We start from the raw sequence: 17092 nt of genomic DNA on the forward strand, positions 1-17092 counted from the left end.
GCCCGCCCTCTGCTGTTGTGTAGGCGGTTAGCCCTGAGACGCCTCGCCGGTGGTGAACGGCAGTACCAGCCGGGACGGGTGCGCGGCGTCGCGATAGATCTTGTGCGTCACCGGGCGGCCTACCGGAAGATGGAACGCGTCCGGCGGCAGCAGGGCATTATGCTCGTCCGCCAGCGGTTCGTCATTGGACAGTTCCACGACCAGCCGGTGGCCCGGCCGGAAGGTGGCGGCAAACGGATAGAGGCGGATCACGTACTCCTCGACCACGCCCGGTTCCACCGGCACTGCACGGGTATGCGGGTGGTAGGGGTTGCCCTCGGTGGTCCGGTCCGCGTCGAGTTCCCGGTGCGATGCCTTCAGGTAGCCGGTGGTGATCAGCTGGCGTGTGCCGTTCGGGGCGCTGTCCCACAGCCGCAGGATGAAGTTGGTGTCCGGCTGGTCAATCTCTGCAAAGATGTGCGCTGCGCCGGATCCCATCAGTTCCGTATCCTGCTCAAACGCGTCAGTGCTCCAGCTGAGGATTTCCACCTTGTCAGTCACCGTCAACGGGGCCTGGTAGAAGCCGTCCGGGGCTGCGTACTCCGTGCCCATGGGTTCGGGCTCCGGCGACAGTTTGCGGCGCGGGCGCAGGTAGAGGGGGCGGTAGTCCACCGGCTTGGGCGGCCAGGCGCTGCCGGTGACCTGTTTCCTGCTGCCCTCCACAAACACACTGACCGCGGGTTCGTCCATGACCCCGTTCTCGATGCCCTTGATCCAGTAGTCATACCAGCGGAACATCTTCTCGTGTTCCTCGATGAAGGGGCGTGACTGCATGGGCGGGTAGGAACCGATATCGAGTTTCTTCGGTCCCTTGAGCGCGTCGAAAAGCTCAATGGTGCCGTCCATGGTCCAGCCACGGCCCTGGTCGATCTGCAGGTACACCGGAATATCGATGTTCGGGGCCAGCGTGATGGGGTTGCGCTCCTCGTACCACTCGCCGTCGAGCTCGTTCATCACGATGTCGAACCAGGCCTCGTGGTGCTTGGGATAGTTCAGGGTGTGCACCAGGTTGGGCCAGGCCGCGACATCCGGATCCCGGAGCCGCTCGGCCACCAGCTTTTTCAGTTCCTCGGGGGAGTAGCGCTCCAGCATGCGGGACTTTGTCCGGTCCGTGAACGCCCAGCCGGAGTCTCCGCCGCGGCCTTCGCGTGCGGCCCTCGGCATAAACCACATCACGCCGCCGTGGTACGTGGTCTCATAGAAGTCATAGTGGCCGCCGGAAACGAAGATGGCCTTCAGATGCGGAGGGCGTTCGGCCGCGGCCAGGACCTGCATGGAACCGAAGTAGGAAATGCCCACCATTCCGACGTTGCCGTCGCACCAGGGCTGCTCGGCGACCCATTCAATAAAGTCGTACGCGTCCTGGCCCAGGGAAACGCCGCCGGCGTTGTAATTGCCGATGTGCTCACCCCCGGAGTCCCCGGAGCCGCGCAGGTCTCCGATGACATGGGCATAGTCCTCGCGGACTATGCGGGCTATGTCGCCGGCCTCGATGCAGCCGTCCCACATGGGGCTTGGGCGGCGCTGCGGCGGCATGGTGAGCGCGAGGGCCTGCAGTTCCTTGCCGTAGGGGCTCAGCGCAACCAGGGCCGGCCGCGGTTTGTCTTCGGTGCCGTGGTACACGTCCAGCGCCAGTTCAACGCCGTCGCGCATGGGGGCGCGGAGATCCTTGCGAATGGAGATGGTCTCGCCACCGGCATTCCACGTCGAGAATTCAGCCATGCAGATGTAGCTCCTTAGGGACGGCTGATGGCCAGTAGAGCCGGCAATCAGCGGGTGACAACAACATATTATTATAATAAACTTTGTGTGTGCAAGACCACAGTGGTCCCTGCCGCCCCGTGCCGCCCCGCGCGGTGCCACAATCATCCAGTAGCCGGTGTCCGGTGCAGCTGAGGAGCAGAGAATGACGCAGGACGTGAAGATCCATCCTTTGGAGTCGCCGTGGGGCCGGTTTGGCCTCTACAGCTTCTTCATCGATGCCCCCGAACCAGCCATCGTGGACACGGGCATCTCCTCGTCACCCGCAGACGGCATGGTGCCGGCACTGGAGGCACTGGGCAGGAGCATCAGGGATGTGCGCTGGATCCTGCTGACCCACGGACATATTGACCATTTGGGCGGGGCACGCGCGCTCTGGGAGCTGACGGGCCGGCGTGCCCAGGTGGTGATTCATGAGGCGGATGCACCCCTGCTCCGCTCGCGGGACCGCCACCTCGACCAGTATGTCGACGTCCGCCAGCAGTACCTGAAGGATCCCGAAGGTGTGGCCGAACAGACGAAGACCGCCCGGGCCGTTATATCGGGGGAGCTGGAGCCGACCATGCTGGTGCGTGGCGGCGAGCGGCTTTCGCTGGGCGGCGGCGTCTCCGTTTCGGTGCATTCCGTGCCGGGGCATACCGCAGGCTCGGTCGCCTACGTGGTGGATGGTCAGAACGACGTTTTTGTCGGCGACGCCGTTCAGGTCCATGGCGCAGCCAACGGTTTTCCGGGGTACGAGGACCCGGCGGCTTACCGCGCCAGCCTCCGGTACCTTCTTGATCAGGTCCGGCCCGGCCACCTGTACCTGGGCCATCCGTACCGGCGTTCCGACGGTGAGCCCTACGGGGTGGAACTCGACGCCGGACAGGCACGGGAGGCACTGCAGGAGAGCCTGGACATCGAGGCACGGATTGCAGGCGCAGCGGCCCGATGCCTGCAGGACGGGCTGCGGGAGACGGACTCCGTTTACTCGCCGTTTGAGCCGGTGGCGCGGGAGCTTGGCTACACGGGGAACCCCACCTTGGAACCCTCGCCCTTCTTCACCACCCTGGACGGCTACCGGCGGCTGCATTCCGGTTCGTAGCCGCGGGCTGTCTGCGGGGCGGGAGGCAGACAGCGCGCAGACGACGACGGCGGCCCGTCTCCGAAAGGAGGCGGGCCGCCGTCGTTGTTGCCTGCAGGGATGCTCCGTGCTCAGCGGGGTTCGGCCACGGGGGATCCGGCATCCGCGCCCTGGAGTGCGTCCTTTGGCGTCCCCTTCCTGCCCAGCGGGACGAAGAAGAACGCCAGTGCGGCGATCAGTCCCGGGATGGCGAAGAAGAGGAAGTTCATTTCCACCGGCAGGCTCAGGGTCAGGAGCACACCGCCGAAGGTCGGACCCAGGATGGCGCCCATGCGTCCCACTCCGGACGCCAGACCGATGGCCGTTGAACGGATGGAGGAGGGATAGTACTGCGCCACGAAGGAGTAGGAGATGTTCTGCGCCCCCATGGTGCAGGCCCCGGTCACTGCCACCAGGAGCAGCAGGACGGCCATGTTGCTGCCGAAACCGAGCAGTGTCAGGGAGACCGCGGAGACCACAAACATGGGTACCAGTACGCGTTTGACGCCCCACTTGTCCGAGAGCTTGCCCAGAACCAGCGTGCCGATGATGGCACCCACGTTCAGGACAACCATAAACGTCAGGCTCGAGTTCAGGGCGTAGCCGGCTTCCACCATCAGTTTCGGCAGCCAGGTGGTCAGCCCGTTGATCATCAGCAGGCACATAAAGAAGGCCACCCAGATCATCAGCGTCCCCAGCGCCCGGCGGTTCCTGAACAGTGCCGTCACCGGACTGCCCGGTTCCTTTGCCTGGCTGACCGTGAACGTGGCGTCCAGGGCCGGAACGGCCGTCGGGTTCACCTTACCGAGGGCGGATCGCAGTTCAGCCGTTTTCCCCTGTTCCAGCAGGCTTGCCGGGGAGTCCAGGAAGTACCTGGTCATCAGCGGCAGGAAGAGCAGGGGCAGCGCAGCCACCCAGTAAACGCTCTGCCAGCCGAACACCGGAAGCGCCAGCATGGACACGAAGGCTGCCAGGATGCCGCCCACCGAGAAGAAGCACATCACCACGGCCACCAGGGTGTTCGCCCGGTTCCGGGGCGCATAATCGGTCAGCATGGCAATAAGGCAGGGCAGGATGCCGCCGATGCCCAGGCCGCCGATGAAGCGCAGCACGGAGAAAACCTCCGGGTTCGGCGCGAAGCCGCACAGGGCGCTGGCCACGGAGAAGAGGACAACGCTGAGCGTGAGGACCCTCGTCCGGCCCAGCCGGTCAGCCAGTATCCCGAAGAGGATGGCACCCACCATCATGCCGAAGATGCCGTAGCTGCCAATCGCGCCGGCTGCCACCGGTCCCAGCGACCATTCCTCCATCAGGACCGGCAGCACCGACCCGTAGACCACCAGGTCATACATGTCGAAGGTGATGATGAAGCAGGACCAGAACAGCATGCCGGCGTGGAACCGGTTGAAGGGTGTCCCGGCGATGAACTCCCGGACGTTGATCGGATTCACGGCTGCTCGTTACCGGTGAGGAACTGCGCCGTCTCCCTGAAAGCCGCATAAAACTCCGGCAGCCAGGAGAAGTTGGCCACGAAACCGTGGTTCGCGCCGGCGTAGCGGTGCAGCTGCACGGGGACCCCGGCCTCCGCCAGGCGCTTTGCATAGAGTTCACCCTCGTCGCGCAGGGGATCATGCTCGGCAGTGATGATCAGGGCCGGCGGAAGGCCGGAGAGGTCACCGCGCTTGATGGGGGAGACGAGGGGATCCGCCGGGTCCGCACCGTTCTCGAGGTAGAAGGCGTTGAAGGGCGCCAGGCCCGCAGTCTCCAACCCGTAGCCTTCGGCGTTTTCCCGCATCGAGGCGTAGCGGTCCACATCGAAGTCCAAATCCAGGGACGGGTAAAACAGGACCTGATGGGTGATGCCCTGCCAGCCGTCGTCCTTCGCCATGGCCGTGAGGGCAGCGGCGAAGTTGCCGCCGGAACTGTCCCCGGCCACCGCGAGGCTCCGTCCGTCCCAGCCCAGCTCGGCACCGTTGTCCGCCGCCCAGCGGAGGACGGCGTAGCTGTCCCGGAGTCCGGCGGGGAACGCTGCCTCGGGTGCCAGCCGGTATCCGACGGAGATCACCTTAAAGCCCGTTTCCTTGGCCAGGGAACGCGCGACGTGATCGTGGGTGTCCAGGCTGCCGAGGAAGAACGCGCCACCGTGCATGTACACCAGCAGGCCGTAGCTGTCAGAGTCCACGGGTGTGTAGATCCGTACCGGCACGTCCCCGGAGGGCGTTGCTGCGGTGCGATCCTCAACGGCGTGCAGGGGCAGCCGGTCCGCCGGAGGGGGAACCTGCGCCGCCTCGCCGGCACGCATGGCAGCCGGATCCAGCGGCGAGCCGTCGGGGGCGGGGATAGTGGCCAGGATTTTGGCGATTTCCGGATGTATCGTCATGTTGTTTCCTTGGTGCTTGAAAGTGCGGGGGACAGGCTGGCTCAGCGCGCCGGTGTCTGTTCCGGGAAAGCCGTTTCCGCGGACTCCGGGGTCCAGCCCAGCCGGGACAGCCGCTGCAGTTCATCCGTGACGGGCTTGCGTACGGCCTGGAACTGTTCGAGGGCGGCGGGGATCGAGTCCGCAGCCAGCAGGGCGTCCGCGAGGGCGCCGGCGTCCTGGATGGCTGAGTTCGCGCCCTGGCCCTGGTGGTGCAGCATGGCGTGTGCCGAATCCCCGAGCAGGGTGACCGACTCGCTGTGCCAGACGTCCACCGGGTCGATGTCGTAGACCGAACGGCTGGTCACCTTGGTGATGTCCAGGGTGCGTGCAACGTCGATGACGCGCTGGTCGAAGCCTTCCAGGACGGCGACGAGCGATTCGTTGGTGATCACCGGTGCCCAGGAATCGTCGTCGGAGCGTGTGGTGATGTCGTAGGACACCTCGTTGCGGTGCCGCAGCGGCAGGGTGTACGCCACGGTGCCGTTCCGGGCCACGTAGAAGCGGGGGTTGTCGTCCGTGACCAGGCCAAACGCGTCGTCGATGGAAATAACGGTGCGGTAGGCATGCTCGCCGGCGAAGACCGGCGGCTTCGCACTGAACAGCTGCTGGCGGACCAGGGAGCGAATGCCGTCCGCCGCGATCACCAGATCGGCGGTTACCGTGCGGCCGTTTTCGAACGTGAGGGTGGACTGCGCGCCGTTGTCCGTGATGGATGTGAGCTTGTGATCGGTGTGGACCATCTGCTCCGGCAGCGCACCGAAGAGAGCCTCGATGAAGTCGCCGCGGTGGATGATGCGGGTGTGGTTGGTCTGGGCGTAGCCGTGCAGCATCGGCCATTCCTCGCGTGCCAGGAGGTGGGCGCCGTCGTCGGACAGGATCCGTAGGTGGTCGCTGGGTGCGCTGACCGCCGCAATCCGGTCGAAAATGCCCCACTGGCGGAACAGTTCCACCGTGGTCGGGCGCAGGCCGATGCCTGCGCCCACCTGTCCGAAGGCCGGAGCCTGCTCATAAACGTGGACGTTTTCGGCGCCAATGCTCTTCAGCGCGATGGCCGCCGCGGCGCCGCCGTATCCTCCGCCGACAATGGCGATGTGCAGATCTTTGAATTCAGAGATTTCCATGGGTATCGCTTTCCCTGTCCGGAGCGTCGCTGCGCCGGGCAGTGTGTAGGGCGTTTCGGGAATGGTCAGGCGGAGATGGAGAGGAATTCTGCGGGGTTATCGACAAAGAGGGTCTTGATGTCTGCCTCGTCGACACCGGCATTGCGCAGGTCCGGCATCAGGTCCTCGAAGATGTAGTTGACCGTGTGTCCCTTGACCCCGGGCCAGCCAAGCGGGCTGCAGTTGGCGTCCGCGGACGCCAGCAGCCGGTTCAGGTGTCCCTTTGCGATCAGGTCAAGGAAATGGTCCAGGCGTTCCTTGCGCGGCCGGGCCCAGAACGGCGGATCGGGCAGTTCGGTCTCGTAGCCGAAGGTATCGAAGCCAATGCGGCCACCCTGGCTCATGATCCATTCGCTCGGAGTGTTTTCGGCGTTCAGGCCGTCATCTGCATGGCCGAACAGCACCCGGTCCAGCGGCAGGCCTTCCTCATTGAAGATCCGGATGGCGGGTGCCGGATCGATGGCGAGGTGGGTCAGGATCGGAACGCCGGTGGCTACGGAGGCCCGGGCTGCGGCACGGTAGATGCGCTTGTCGAGCTCGGTCATCCGGCCGCCGCGGCTCACCCCGACCTTGATGACGCCGGCCCTGCTTCCGGTGTCCCCGATGCCCACCGTGATTTCGTGGACAAAGACCGAGGCCAGGTAGGCCACGCTTGCGCGGGCAAAGTGCGGCAGAGCGGTGTCTCCGCCCACAAATCCGGTGCACGCCACAATGTGCACGCCGGTCTTTTTGGACAGGGACTTGTAATAGTCCACATCGCGGCCGTTGCAGATGCCCGTGGCGTCCACGATGGTTCCGCCCCCGTACTCATGGAACTGCCGCAGCTTCGGCACCGTTTCGGCGTACCGCTCTTCCGGCGTCTTCCACCACTTTTCGTCCAGTTCGCTGCCGGGCATGCCGTAGCCGATATGTTCGTGCACGGCTACGATGCCGAGCTCTTCGGCCGGAATGGTACCCAATACAGTGTTTACTTTTGCCAACACCAACACCTCAGAAAATAGATAAGTTTTTGATTGTTCAGACGCCGGCCGCTGCCGGGGCAGGCACGGCGCCGCGCACGGAAAGCAGGGCGCGGGGGTTATCGACCAGGAATTGCCGGGTGACTTCCTCTCCGAGTCCCTGTGAGTGCAGGAACGGAACGAAGGTGGACAGGACGTAGCTGAACGGCAGGTCATAGCCGGGGTGGCCCTTGGCCACGCCCACGGAACCGCCGGAGAGCAGGATCTGTGCGGCGTACCCGGCGTTCACCAGCTCCTGAACCAGGCCGGCCCGCCGGCTGTCGTCCACATATGCGTCCTCCCCGTTCGTGCCCACCCGGTCAAGGACCACGTAGGCTCCGCGGCGGGCCACCTCCAAGGGTGCTCCTGCCTCCACGGCGTCACGGCGGTCCAGTCCGCCAACAAGCACCCTGTCCGCCGCCAGTCCCTCCTCGAGGACAACATCAAGGTCATGCAGTGCGTCGGCGCCGAAGCGGATGGATACCGGAATGCCTGCTGCCTGCGCGGTGCGGGCCGCGCCGCGGAACAGGCTCTCCTCCGTTGGCGTCATGCCGGCGCGGTCCGCAGCCGTTGCCACCAGGCCGGCAGCTGCCCGGCGTTCGAGGCGGGGGATCACCATGCCGTCGATGGCTTCCCTGGTGAAAAGGTCGGCAAACTTGTCGGCCGGCCACGGGGTAGGCGGGTTGGTCTGCGGGGTCAGGAAGTAGCCGCCCAGCATCTCTTCGGGCCCCATGCCCGTGGAGGCGACAATGTGCACGCCGGTGGAGCGGGAAAGGGCTTCATACAGGGGAAGGTCCCGGCCGTGGAACATGCCGGTGCTGTCCACGACGGTGCGTCCGCCGTGCCGGTGGAACTCGGTCAGCTTAGCTGCCAGGGTCTCGAAGATCTCTGCCCGGTCCATGGAGATGTCGGGGGCATACTCCGCACCGGGAAGCACTGAAAGGAGGGCCTCATGCACTGCCACTGGGCCCAGCTGATCGGCGGGAACAGGGCCCAGCACGGTATTGACGGTGGCGCTGCGGCTCTGCTGTCCGACGGCGCCCGGGGAAGTACTTGCGGCGTCGCCGCCGGCGAAGTGGCTCACTTGCCTCTCCTTTGAAGCTCGGGTGGGTGCGAGGCGCATATGGCGCTGCTCACACCCGTTGTTGATGTGTGGGTAGCATCACAGATTCCTTTACACCGTGTCAAGTAAGACATCAGAACGTCAGGTTTATATGTGATGCTTGACACACTGTAAACCTTCCGTCCAGACTGTTTGCAGTTGTCTTCGCAGCCCTTGCCCCTGTCCCTCGAAACAAAGGAGTTTCACCATGAGCAGCACAAAGGTGCCCATGAACGCACCCGCCGTTTCCGACGTTGACCTCTGGGACGACGCCGTCCTGGCCGATCCGTATCCCGTGTACGCCGAACTGCGTGAGCTCGCCCCGGCGGTGTACCTTCCGCGGAACGATGTGTATGTGCTGACCCGGTACGAAACCATCCGGGATGCGCTGGGTGATCCCGAAACCTTCTCCTCCACCTCCATCGGGTTCAACCCGATGGTCAACGAGGCACTGGCGGGCACCTCCCTGGCGTCGGACGCACCGCTGCATACCCAGCTGAGGGCCACGCTCTCCGCGAACCTGACGCCGCGGGCGCTGCGCGGGCTCAAGGTGGTCATTGAGGAGAAAGCAGACAAACTGGTTGCCGGGTTGGCAGCCGGCGGCGGTTTCGACGCCATTGATTCGCTGGCCCGTGCCTTTCCCCTGGAAATTGTGGCGGACCTGATCGGCTTCGACGGTGCGGTGAAGGAGAACATGCTGCGCTGGGGACAGGCGGCCATGCAGGTGATCGGACCGCTGAACCAGCGCACCCGGGAAAGCTTCCCGATTGCCGGGGAACTGTACGAGTGGTGCTCATCCGTCACTGCCGGGGATCTGCTTCCCGGCTCGATTGGGCGCGGGATCTTCGACGCCGAAGCCCGGGGCGAGATTCCGGCGGGCTACGCCGGAAACATCATCCACCAGTACCTCGGGGCCGGCGTGGACACCACCATCGCCTCGATTGGCAATGCGGTGGCGCTCTTTGGCCGGCATCCCGGGCAGCTGGACCTCATCCGGGAGGACCCCTCGCTGGTGCCGTCCGCCTTCGCCGAGGTGCTGCGGTACTGGGCACCCATCCATGTGTGGGGGCGCCGCGTCACCGCGGACGTGGAGATAGGCTCCGCGACCGTTCCGGCCGGGTCGCAGGTGGGCATCCTCTTCGGCGCGGGAAACCGCGACCCCCGGCAGTACGCGGACGCGGACCTGTTCGATGTCACCCGCAATCCCGTGGACCACCTCTCCTTCGGCTACGGCCCCCACGGCTGCGCCGGACAGGGGCTGGCGAAGCTGGAAGGCCACGCCATTGTCGGTGCTCTGGCACGGCACATGAAGTCCTGGACAGCAGGGGAGGAAATCCGCGTCCCCGGCAACATCACGCGGAGCATTGATGAACTGCAGGTAACGAAGGTGGAGGCAGCATGAGGATAGAACTGGACCGGCCGCGGTGCGAGGGCCACGGGTTGTGCGAGGAGGCGGCCCCGGAACTGATGCACCTCGATGACGACGGCGAGCTGGTGATCGATGTTGCGGAAGTGGATCCGGCGGACGCTTCGGCGGCGAACGCCGCCGTGCGGATCTGCCCCGTGGCAGCTCTGCGGCTGAGCGCATGACACAGCGGCGCATAGTGGTGGTGGGTAACGGGATTGCGGGCCTGACGGCCTGCGATGCCCTGCGTGCCGGCGGGTTTGACGGGGAACTGACCGTAGTAGGGGCCGAAACCCACCGGCCCTACAGCCGCCCGGCGCTCTCGAAGGCACTGCTGCACGGCGGGGAAGACCTCGCCGCGCATGAACTGCCCGCGCCGACGCACGGTGCCACCGAGATGCTTGGGGAATCCGCTGCCGGGCTCGATCCCCGGGCGCGGGTGGTCCGGCTGGATTCGGGAGGGGAGCTGCCGTACGACGGACTGGTGATCGCCTCCGGTTCCCGGGCGCGCCGGCTTGGCCCGGCAGCGGACGACGGCGGCGCGGGGCACGAAGTCACACTGCGGACCTTTGAGGACGCTCTCCGCCTGAAGCGGCTGGCCGCTGCCGGGCCTTCGGTGGTTGTCGTGGGTGGCGGCCCGCTGGGAATGGAAGTCGCTTCAGGATGTCTGAAATCCGGCTGCCGGGTGACCCTGGTTTCCGACGGCCCGCCGCTGTCCCGGCAGCTGGGCGGTTACCTGGCGGACATTTTCGCCACGGCGGCCACCCGGCAGGGGCTGAGGATCATCAGCGGCGGCGGCAGGGCGCAGCTCGAGCGCTCCGACGCCGGTACCACGGTGCTGCTGGCGGACGGAAGCCGCCTGGAAGCAGATCTGGTGGTGACGGCTGCCGGCGATATCCCCAACACGGAGTGGCTGGCCGGGTCCGGGCTGCTGACCGGCGGGACACTGCAGGTGGACTCCCGCGGCCGGGTGCGGCCGGACATTGTCGCTGCCGGGGACGTAGCCAGTTTCCCCACCGGCAGGGGAGTGGCCCGGGTGCCGCTGTGGACCAGCGCCATTGACCAGGCCAAGGTTGCCGCCGCCGGACTGCTGCACGGGCAGGAGGCACCCGAACTGGCTTTCCAGCCGTACTTTTGGACCGAAGCATTCGGCCTGTCGCTCAAGGCAGTCGGATTTACGCCCGTTCAGGGTGCGCCCGGCTCCTCGTCGGACGGGCCAAACGAGGACTCGCGGCTGATGTGGTGGGGCAGCCCGGACGGGGCAGGGACCGCAGTGTCGGTGAACTACCGCATTCCGGTTCCCAAGCTGCGCCGTCTGGCCAGCCAGGGACCCGGCGTGCTCAGCCCGCCGGTGCCTGTCCGCACCTGACTGACTGCTACTGTAAACAGCATGTCGTCGCTGCGTGAGGCCCAAAAACAACTGACGCGGGACAGGATTGTCGAGTGCGCCCTGGAGCTTTTCACCGCCAAGGGATACGCCGCCACCACCATCGATGAAATTGCTGTGGCGGCCGGTACTACCCGGGTCACTTTCTACGCTTACTATCCGTCACGGACCGAGCTGATGAAGGATTTCATGGGCCGGGTGAACTCTGTCCTGGAACGGGCAGCCGGTGCCGGGCAGCCGTCCACGGCCCGGGAACTCGTGGAGGTGGTCCGGGCGGGCCGGATGGCGGGTGTCCTGGACTGGCTGGAATCGCGTGCTGCGCTCTGGCCGGTGTTCCGACCCTATCTGGACGTGCTTGAGGAGGCTGCCGCCCTTGATCCCGAGGTGCGTGCACTTATGGACGGGTGGCATGAGGAAGTCATTTCCGACATTGTCCGCGGCCTGCGGCTGGCCGGACGCTTCCCTGCCGAAACCCACCACATCCGGGGCACCCTGGCCTACACGCAGTTGGATTACGTGGCCACCCTGTGGACCCGGCGGAAACTGGAGCCGAACCGGGAGCACGCGCTGGAGGTGCTCGCGGACAGCTGGTACCACCTGCTGTGCGACGATGCCTGACAGGTGAATGTGAGCAGAAGGCCCGCCGGAGTCCGGCGGGCCTTCTGCTTTGTTCTTAGTGCTCAGTGTTTCCCCAAGGACCCGTGCTTCCTAGAGCTCCGTGACCGCCGTGGCGTAGTCGAGGCGGGGCAGGCGGGGGTGACGCGGTTCCGTTGCGCCGGGAACGCCGATGTTCACCACCAGGAAGGACTGGCGGTCCAGGCCGGCATGCAGATCGGCGTCCAGCCCTGCGGCGTCAAAGCCGCCCATGGGACCGGCGGACAGGCCAACGGCACGCACCGCAAGCAGGAAGTACCCGGCCTGCAGGTGGGCGTTGTTGTTGCCCATCATGGCGCTGAGCTCGGCGTTGGCGGCAAAGACGGCGCCCTGGGCGGGAGCCGGCGGGAAAACCGTGGCGAAATGCCGGTGCCAGCTGCGGTCAAAGCTGAGGACGGCCGTCAGCGGAGCCGCTTCGGTCTTTGCTTTGTTGCCCTCAGCCATGTGGGCCGCCAGACGCCCGCGGGCCTCAGGCGAGCGTACCCAGGTGATCCGCAGCGGCTGGATGTTCATTGCCGTGGGGCCCATTTTGGTCAGCTCATAGATGTCCCGGAGCTGTTCATCCGTGACCGGCTGGTCCGTGAACTCGGCAACGGTCCGTGCGTCGCGGAACAGCAGGTCCAGGGCTGCTGAGTCGAGCGCCGAGGTTGATTCGAGAGTGCCGTCGCTCATGCCCAGCAGTCCTCCTTCAAAGTAGATGGTTGAAGGTTTAACCATACGGCTGCGTGGGTGTATGTCCAAAACGAAGTCCTAGCGCCCGGTTACGAATCTGTACCTGAACTGGTCGGCGCGGTGTACCGCGGAACGCCAGCCGGCCGGCTGCCCGTCGGTGGTATAGAAAACCGTTTCGATAACCAGCAGCGGACTGCCTTCGCGCACCCCCAGTGCGGCAGACTGCTCCGCCGTTGCGGCGGTAGCCCAGGATTCATGCTCGGCCCGGCCAAGGGCAATGCCCAGCTCCCGTTCCAGCAGCTCGAAGCCCGAGCCGGACTCCTCCAGTTCGAGGACGGTCGGAGCAAAGCCCTCCGGTGCACGGATGTAAATGCGCGCTTCGAGCAGGGGTTCACCCTCCACGGAAATCACCCGGGTAAAGTGAAGCACCCGTTCCGCGGGGTCAATGCCGAGGACTTCTGACATCTTCTCCGGAGGTTCCACCCGTGCGATGTCGGAAACGATCGATGCCGGATGCAGGCCGCTTTCGGTCAGGTAATGGTAAAGATCGCCGGTACGCACGTGGGCCGGGCGGAGAATGCGCGGGCCGGTGACCGGAAAGGTGCCCCTGCCCTGCTTCCGGTAGACATACCCTTCCGAGGAGAGCTCCTTCAGGGCCTGCCGGATCGGCGCCCGGCTCACGCCGAAGCGCTCCAGCAGCCGGTCCTCGGTCATGGGCGTGCCCGGATCCGCCGTCCCGTCGGAAATCTCCGTGCGGAGGATGTCCTTGATCTGCCGATACAGGGGGACCCCGGACGAGGGATCAAGTTCGCCAGCGGCCATGGTGTTCGTACTCCAAGTGATAAACAGCGGGGATCACAGTCAACCACGATTCGGAGCCGATACCCGGACATTACGGGCGTCCGGGGCCCGCAAGCCCGCCCTAGGCGGCCGCGCCTGAACTTGACCAGACGGCGTCCAGCCGGCCGCCGGCGTCGTCCTCCGAAATACCCAGGGAAAGGGAAATCTCGGTCAGCAGCGGCCGGCGGGCATGCCGGAGCATTTCCCGTTCCGCCTGCGAGAGCCCGCGGTCCGCATCGCGCAGCATGAGGTTGCGGACGACGGCGGCAATCACCATCGGATCGCCGGTTGCGATCTTTTCGCTGTTGTCCTTGTAGCGGCGGGACCACTGCGGATCCTCAGTATCCGCGGGAGCCTTCAGGACGGCGAACAGGGCAGACAGCCCGGCGGAATCAAGTACCGGCCGGAGGCCCACATGTTCAACCTGGTCAACAGGAACCCAGACCAGCAGTCGGGAGGACCGGACCTCCAGGACAATGCAGTCCTTCTGCATCCGGGGGTGGGTCTGATAGGACATCACGACGGCGGGGCCGTGGTGGGGGTGGACCAAAACCTGTCCCTCTGAAAATGGCAAGTAATTACCTCCTGGCGGAAGTCCGGGGCCACGCTCGATGCCCTTCCGGCAGGTCGCCGGCGGTAACCATCGTTTCAGCTGCGGACAGAACTGCCCGGCGTGCCAAAAGCACGGATGCACCCGGCCACCTATGGATGGAAGCAGCTGCACCTGCGAGCCCGGCCACTGGATCTATTTTACGCCGGAAACCCCGGCAAAATCCGGTGCCCGCGGCCGGATGCGGGTCCGCGATGCGCGAAAAAGACTGCAGCGGCGCTCCTTTGGGCCGGGAGGAACCCGGCCGGAGGGCAGAATGGAAAAGTGAATGCTCCATCCTCCCCGTTTCCGCCGGACCTGCAACGGCCTTTTGACCTGTCCCGCATAGGTGCCGGCCTGGCCTTCGCAGAGTCACTCCCGGAGCTGGCGGCCCTGCTTGCCGCCGGAGCCGGGAGCGCAGTGGTCCAGGCACCGCCGGGCACGGGCAAAACAACGCTGGTGCCGCCGGCGGTAGCCAACGCCGCTGCGAAGGCAGCCGGCACCCGGGGCCGGGTTCTGGTCACCCAGCCACGCAGGGTTGCCGCCCGGTCAGCGGCCCGCCGGCTGGCCCAGCTTGACGGGTCAGCACTCGGACAGCGCATTGGCTACACGGTCCGGGGAGAGGCCCGCACCTCCGCGGAGACCATCATCGAGTTCGTGACGCCGGGAATCCTGCTGCGCAGGCTCCTGGCTGATCCAGGGTTGGAAACGGCTGCGGCCGTCATCCTGGACGAGGTCCACGAACGCGGACTGGAAACGGACCTGCTGCTGGGCATGCTCGCCGAAGTCCGGCAGCTGCGCGGTGACCTGACACTTATTGCCATGTCCGCAACCCTGGATGCGGAACGGTTTGCCGCCCTGCTCGGTGACGGCGACGGCGGCGGGCCGGCGCCGCTGGTCGGCTGCCCCTCGGCCCTGTACCCGCTTACCGTCCAATGGCACCCGCCGTCCGTGCCACGGTTGGATGAACACGGTGTAACGCGCGGGTTCCTGGATCATGTGGCAGATACCGCTGCCCTGGCGCACTCCGACGCGCAGGCTGGCGACCCCGCGGTCGACACGCTGGTGTTTGTCCCCGGTGCCCGGGAAGTGGCCCACGTGGCCAGCCGCCTGCGTTCCCGGACTCCGAAGGGAACGGAAGTGCTCGAGTTGCACGGCCAGGTCCCGGCGCGGGAACAGGACCGGGCGGTTTCCGGCCGGGGGGCGGGAGAACCGGCACGGATTATCGTGTCCACAGCGCTGGCGGAATCCTCGCTGACCGTCCCGGGCGTGCGCCTGGTAGTAGATTCGGGCCTGGCGCGTGAGCCCCGGCGGGATGCTGCGCGCGGCATGTCCGGCCTCGTGACGGTCTCCTGTTCCCGGGCATCAGCCGAGCAGCGGGCCGGGCGGGCCGCCCGCCAGGGGCCGGGCCGGGTGGTGCGCTGCTACGACGACAGGGCCTACGGTGCGGCACCGGCCCACCCGACTCCGGAAATCGCCGTCGCGGACCTGACCGGCGCGGCCCTGATGCTCGCCTGCTGGGGAGCGCCGGGAGGCACCGGCCTGGCGCTCCCGGATGCACCTCCGCCCGCTGCCCTGCAGGAGGCCGTCTCCGTGCTGCGGGGACTTGGGGCTGTTGATGCCCAAGGTATGGCTACCGCGACCGGTAAGGCGCTCGCCGCTGTTCCTGCCGACCCCCGTCTGGCCCGGGCCCTCCTGGACGGGGCGGCGTCCGTGGGGGCCCGCCCGGCCGCGGAGGCGGTGGCCCTGGCAGCCGGGGAGGCGCGCGCCCCGGGCGCGGACCTTACCCGCCTGCTGTCCGACCTGCGTTCCGGCCGGGACCCGGGACATCGGCGCTGGGCTGAAGACGTCCGGCGGATGGAGACGGTGGCCCGGAAACAGCATCCACCGGCGTCCGTGGCCGGGCAGCACCCCTGGGTCCCCGATCCGGAGGAAGGTTTGGGGTACGTGCTTGCCTTGGCGTTCCCGGACCGGATTGCCCGGCGGGTGCCGGGCACCGGGCCGGAGCGCTATCTGCTCGCCTCCGGCACCCGGGCGGGCCTTCCGGCGGGCAGTAGCCTTGGCGGCCAGGAGTGGCTGGCCGTGGCAGAGGTGGCGCGTGCTGCCGGCCGGGATGCCGCGGGCACGGGCGCCGTGATTCGGGCTGCCGCACCCTTGTCAGCAGCGTCCGCCGAAGCCGCTGCTGCGCATCTGCTCACGGATACAGTGGAGGCCCGGTTTGCCGGCGGGCGGGTCAGCGCCCGTCAGGAACGCCGGCTGGGCGCCATTGTGCTCTCCTCTACACCGGTCCGGGCTTCCGTTGAGGCCGGCCGGGATGCCGTTGGCCGTGCGTTGTTGAAGGAGGGACTGGACATTATCGGCTTTTCACCGGCTGCCGGCACGCTGCGCCGGCGGATGGCACTGCTGCACCGGGAACTGGGGGAACCGTGGCCCGATGTTGCCGAGCAGGCGCTGCTGGCCAGGCTCCAGGACTGGCTTGCACCGGAGCTCGACGCACTGGCGGCCGGCAGCCCGGTGCGCGGCATCGACCTCACCGAACCGCTCCGGCGTCTGCTTCCGTGGCCCGAGGCCGCGCACATGGGGGAGCTGGTTCCCGAACGGCTTGAGGTGCCCAGCGGCTCGCACGTGCGGATCGACTATGCAGGGGAGCGGCCCGTGGTAGCCGTGAAGCTGCAGGAGTGTTTCGGGTGGGCACAGACTCCCCGGCTGGTCCAGGGCAGGGTTCCGGTCCTCTTTCATCTGCTCTCGCCGGCGGGCCGGCCGCTGGCGGTGACGGATGACCTGGCGTCCTTTTGGTCCGGACCGTATGCACAGGTGCGGGCTGAGATGCGGGGCCGGTATCCCAAGCACCCCTGGCCCGAAGATCCCTGGCAGGCCAAGGCAACGGCACGCACCAAGGCCCGGATGTAGGGGCGGGGTTCCGGGGCGGTGCTGAGTGCAGAGTCACAGCCGCCCTGCCCCGCC

The 17092-nt window shown here is 66.6% G+C and carries 15 protein-coding genes; 6 read left to right on the forward strand and 9 right to left on the reverse strand.

What is annotated here, in order from left to right; genetic code table 11:
* Positions 1-27 precede the first annotated feature (27 nt).
* Positions 28-1761 (reverse strand): CocE/NonD family hydrolase, encoded by a 1734-nt coding sequence (locus MUK71_RS07885; protein WP_227902056.1) that lies wholly within the window; start codon positions 1759-1761, stop codon positions 28-30.
* Positions 1762-1945: 184 nt separating this feature from the next.
* On the opposite strand from MUK71_RS07885, the gene MUK71_RS07890 reads away from it, so the two are divergent.
* Entirely contained in the window at positions 1946-2884 is a 939-nt protein-coding gene (locus tag MUK71_RS07890) for an MBL fold metallo-hydrolase (protein WP_227902055.1), read from the forward strand.
* A 110-nt stretch (positions 2885-2994) separates the two neighbouring features.
* On the opposite strand, the gene MUK71_RS07895 is transcribed toward MUK71_RS07890, so the two are convergent.
* The 5 genes from MUK71_RS07895 to MUK71_RS07915 form a co-directional block, all read right to left on the reverse strand.
* Positions 2995-4353, reverse strand: a complete 1359-nt coding sequence (locus MUK71_RS07895) for an MFS transporter (protein WP_227927892.1) — start codon at positions 4351-4353, stop codon at positions 2995-2997.
* Positions 4350-5282, reverse strand: coding sequence for an alpha/beta hydrolase (locus tag MUK71_RS07900; protein ID WP_227927891.1), 933 nt, complete (start codon positions 5280-5282; stop codon positions 4350-4352). Before MUK71_RS07900 ends, MUK71_RS07895 begins: the two co-directional genes overlap by 4 nt.
* A gap of 41 nt (positions 5283-5323) precedes the next feature.
* A complete protein-coding gene (locus tag MUK71_RS07905) occupies positions 5324-6442 on the reverse strand; it encodes an FAD-dependent oxidoreductase (protein WP_227902052.1) in 1119 nt (372 codons plus the stop codon).
* Positions 6443-6507: 65 nt separating this feature from the next.
* Positions 6508-7470, reverse strand: a complete 963-nt coding sequence (locus tag MUK71_RS07910) for a phosphotriesterase family protein (RefSeq protein WP_489884321.1) — start codon at positions 7468-7470, stop codon at positions 6508-6510.
* A gap of 28 nt (positions 7471-7498) precedes the next feature.
* Entirely contained in the window at positions 7499-8563 is a 1065-nt protein-coding gene (locus tag MUK71_RS07915; RefSeq protein WP_227902050.1) for a phosphotriesterase family protein, read from the reverse strand.
* Between the two features lie 226 nt (positions 8564-8789).
* On the opposite strand from MUK71_RS07915, the gene MUK71_RS07920 reads away from it, so the two are divergent.
* Genes MUK71_RS07920 through MUK71_RS07935 form a run of 4 tightly spaced genes read left to right on the forward strand, consistent with a single transcriptional unit; the run spans position 8790 to position 11991 of the window.
* Positions 8790-9983 (forward strand): cytochrome P450, encoded by a 1194-nt coding sequence (locus tag MUK71_RS07920; RefSeq protein WP_227927890.1) that lies wholly within the window; start codon positions 8790-8792, stop codon positions 9981-9983.
* On the forward strand, positions 9980-10171 hold the full coding sequence (locus MUK71_RS07925; RefSeq protein ID WP_227902048.1) for a ferredoxin: 192 nt from the start codon (positions 9980-9982) through the stop codon (positions 10169-10171). The genes MUK71_RS07920 and MUK71_RS07925 overlap by 4 nt, the downstream gene beginning before the upstream one ends.
* Positions 10168-11355, forward strand: a complete 1188-nt coding sequence (locus MUK71_RS07930; RefSeq protein ID WP_227927889.1) for an NAD(P)/FAD-dependent oxidoreductase — start codon at positions 10168-10170, stop codon at positions 11353-11355. Before MUK71_RS07925 ends, MUK71_RS07930 begins: the two co-directional genes overlap by 4 nt.
* 21 nt (positions 11356-11376) lie before the next feature.
* Positions 11377-11991, forward strand: a complete 615-nt coding sequence (locus tag MUK71_RS07935) for a TetR/AcrR family transcriptional regulator (RefSeq protein ID WP_227927888.1) — start codon at positions 11377-11379, stop codon at positions 11989-11991.
* 90 nt (positions 11992-12081) lie between these two features.
* Here MUK71_RS07935 and MUK71_RS07940 read toward each other — a convergent pair whose 3' ends face one another.
* The 3 genes from MUK71_RS07940 to MUK71_RS07950 all read right to left on the reverse strand — a co-directional run bounded on the left by MUK71_RS07940 (position 12082) and on the right by MUK71_RS07950 (position 14113).
* Complete coding sequence (locus tag MUK71_RS07940; protein ID WP_244802843.1) at positions 12082-12699, reverse strand: malonic semialdehyde reductase; 618 nt, start codon at positions 12697-12699, stop codon at positions 12082-12084.
* Positions 12700-12777: 78 nt separating this feature from the next.
* Positions 12778-13521 (reverse strand): GntR family transcriptional regulator, encoded by a 744-nt coding sequence (locus MUK71_RS07945; RefSeq protein WP_227902044.1) that lies wholly within the window; start codon positions 13519-13521, stop codon positions 12778-12780.
* Positions 13522-13621: 100 nt separating this feature from the next.
* Positions 13622-14113, reverse strand: a complete 492-nt coding sequence (locus MUK71_RS07950; RefSeq protein WP_227902043.1) for a CarD family transcriptional regulator — start codon at positions 14111-14113, stop codon at positions 13622-13624.
* Between the two features lie 300 nt (positions 14114-14413).
* Here MUK71_RS07950 and hrpB point away from each other — a divergent pair, with 300 nt between their 5' ends.
* Positions 14414-17038, forward strand: a complete 2625-nt coding sequence (gene hrpB / locus MUK71_RS07955) for an ATP-dependent helicase HrpB (protein ID WP_227927886.1) — start codon at positions 14414-14416, stop codon at positions 17036-17038.
* The last annotated feature ends 54 nt before the right edge of the window (positions 17039-17092 follow it).

The sequence above is a fragment of the Arthrobacter zhangbolii genome, assembly GCF_022869865.1.
Classification (GTDB): Bacteria; Actinomycetota; Actinomycetes; order Actinomycetales; family Micrococcaceae; genus Arthrobacter_B; species Arthrobacter_B zhangbolii.

Bases quoted from the DNA above. Each gene is read 5' to 3' on its own strand.
- MUK71_RS07885 (WP_227902056.1), bottom strand. From the start codon at position 1,761: ATGGCTGAATTCTCGACGTGGAATGCCGGTGGCGAGACCATCTCCATT.
- MUK71_RS07890 (WP_227902055.1), top strand. From the start codon at position 1,946: ATGACGCAGGACGTGAAGATCCATCCTTTGGAGTCGCCGTGGGGCCGG.
- MUK71_RS07900 (WP_227927891.1), bottom strand. From the start codon at position 5,282: ATGACGATACATCCGGAAATCGCCAAAATCCTGGCCACTATCCCCGCC.
- MUK71_RS07905 (WP_227902052.1), bottom strand. From the start codon at position 6,442: ATGGAAATCTCTGAATTCAAAGATCTGCACATCGCCATTGTCGGCGGA.
- MUK71_RS07920 (WP_227927890.1), top strand. From the start codon at position 8,790: ATGAGCAGCACAAAGGTGCCCATGAACGCACCCGCCGTTTCCGACGTT.
- MUK71_RS07925 (WP_227902048.1), top strand. From the start codon at position 9,980: ATGAGGATAGAACTGGACCGGCCGCGGTGCGAGGGCCACGGGTTGTGC.
- MUK71_RS07930 (WP_227927889.1), top strand. From the start codon at position 10,168: ATGACACAGCGGCGCATAGTGGTGGTGGGTAACGGGATTGCGGGCCTG.
- MUK71_RS07935 (WP_227927888.1), top strand. From the start codon at position 11,377: ATGTCGTCGCTGCGTGAGGCCCAAAAACAACTGACGCGGGACAGGATT.
- MUK71_RS07940 (WP_244802843.1), bottom strand. From the start codon at position 12,699: ATGAGCGACGGCACTCTCGAATCAACCTCGGCGCTCGACTCAGCAGCC.
- MUK71_RS07945 (WP_227902044.1), bottom strand. From the start codon at position 13,521: ATGGCCGCTGGCGAACTTGATCCCTCGTCCGGGGTCCCCCTGTATCGG.